The following is a 1,774-nucleotide window of genomic DNA, read 5'->3' on the forward strand; positions in this document are numbered from 1 at the left end:
GATATATTTCTTTTAATTTTTTTATAAGTTAATGGTTAAAATATTATAAGTATTAAATTCTTTAGGTAAAGGAGCTATTTTATATGAACTTTCTATATAGTCAAGAAACACTTACAACATTTGACTGGATACTTCGTGCTATTATTGCTTTTTCCTTTTTACTAATTATTGCAAAGCTATTAGGCCAGCGTTCAATTTCTCAATTAAGGCTCCTTGACTTTGTTATTACTTTAGTAATTGGGAATATTATTGCTCATCCCTTATCTGATGAGAAACTTGGATTAAAAGGCTCCATTATTACAACTCTTGTTTTAACCTTACTATATTTGAGCTGCATTCTTAGTATGCTTAAATCCCCTATTCTTAGGAGATTTTTAAATAATTCGCCAATTACCCTTGTTCAGAATGGTGAAATCCTGTATAAAGGTTTAAAAAAAGCAAGAATATCAATTGATATATTATTAGAAGAATTACGTAAAGAAAAAGTAGATGATGTAAAAAAAGTAGCTTTAGCAACTTGGGAACCTGATGGTAAAATCTCTGTTTTTCTACAACCAAAATACGAACCTATTACCCCTTCGTCTTTACAAATAGAAATGGAACCCTTTAATTTTTCAAAGACAGTTATTAAAGATGGTAAAATTAATTTAAAGGAACTAAAAGAACTTAATAAGGATGAAGACTGGCTTATCTCTAAATTAAAAAGTTTATATCAAACTAGTATAAAAAATGTTTTGCTAGCTACACTTGATAATAAAGATGATTTAAAAGTTTTTCTATATAAGTAATGTAAAGAGACCTATTAAAAACCCAACAATAAGCTATTTAATGTTGGGTTTAAGAAAACTAAGTTTTAAAATAATGATAATTAAGTAGTGATGTTTTTTTTGCTTTCAAGTTACAACCCACTTATTATTTTAAGATTTATTTCGCCGTTTTATTGATAAAATCAATTTCATATTGCCATTCACCGTATTTTTCTTCATTGTCAGTAATCGTTCCCTCTGTCAGGGAGATACGTAAAACTATTGAGTTAGGGTTATCCTCGTCGCCATCTTCATCGAACCAATCGAAAATTTTCTTAAATTTCTCTCTAATTTCTGCATTTTTTTCGTCCTTTACCCACCCGAGATTTTCAGCCCTTCCTTGCAGAGCATACCAACCAAACCCACTTACGGAAACCTCGTTGTTCTTTTCAATTTGCAGCATTTTATTCTTTCTTGCGTCTGTAGAAACATAAAATATACCGTCTTCATAATAAGCACATACCATACGGACAGCAGGACGAGGATTACCGGCAGCCGTTGAGGATAATGCTATTGTCGCAAGGGCAATAACTTCCTCTTTGTCATTTCCACAACGTTCCTCCAAAAGTCTCATTGCATTTTCAAATTTGCTCATTTTAATTCTCCTTTAAATTTATTTATTTTATGCTGTAATTATAGTGAAATCACTTTAAAAGTGAACTGCGATGTATAATTCCAGCTTTAAACACAAATCAGTACGAAGGCTACCAGTTCTAAATAACGCAAAATTTTTGTTTAAATACCGTAATTCTTGATACTTAACTTACTATTTAAAATTTCTTTGTATAAAATCATTTAATTTCCTTGAACTTAATTATAAAACTCGACACATTGTCTGTATCAACAAACATTAATATACACTATTATAGCATATTTAGAAATAATTTCCTGTTATTTCTCTCATTTTTTCCTTAGATCTGCTATTTTAATATATAAAATGAACTAACCAAGTATTATCACTAGTAGAC

Annotated in this window: 2 protein-coding genes; one reads left to right on the forward strand and one right to left on the reverse strand. The window is 29.7% G+C overall.

Annotated features, from left to right (window positions below; translation table 11 throughout):
• Positions 1 to 83: 83 nt before the first annotated feature.
• Complete coding sequence (locus E6248_RS15830) at positions 84 to 788, forward strand: DUF421 domain-containing protein (RefSeq protein ID WP_316341728.1); 705 nt, start codon at positions 84 to 86, stop codon at positions 786 to 788.
• 136 nt (positions 789 to 924) lie between these two features.
• On the opposite strand, the gene E6248_RS15835 is transcribed toward E6248_RS15830, so the two are convergent.
• The gene (locus tag E6248_RS15835) at positions 925 to 1,401 is read right to left on the reverse strand and encodes a pyridoxamine 5'-phosphate oxidase family protein (RefSeq protein WP_316341729.1); all 477 of its coding nucleotides are present in this window, start codon (positions 1,399 to 1,401) and stop codon (positions 925 to 927) included.
• Positions 1,402 to 1,774 lie beyond the last annotated feature (373 nt).

The sequence above is a fragment of the Clostridium sp. genome (assembly GCF_032552055.1).
Classification (GTDB): Bacteria; Bacillota; Clostridia; order Clostridiales; family Clostridiaceae; genus Clostridium.

Excerpts from the sequence above, each read along its gene's own strand:
- E6248_RS15835 (WP_316341729.1), bottom strand. The coding sequence starts at position 1,401 with ATGAGCAAATTTGAAAATGCAATGAGACTTTTGGAGGAACGTTGTGGA.
- E6248_RS15830 (WP_316341728.1), top strand. The coding sequence starts at position 84 with ATGAACTTTCTATATAGTCAAGAAACACTTACAACATTTGACTGGATA.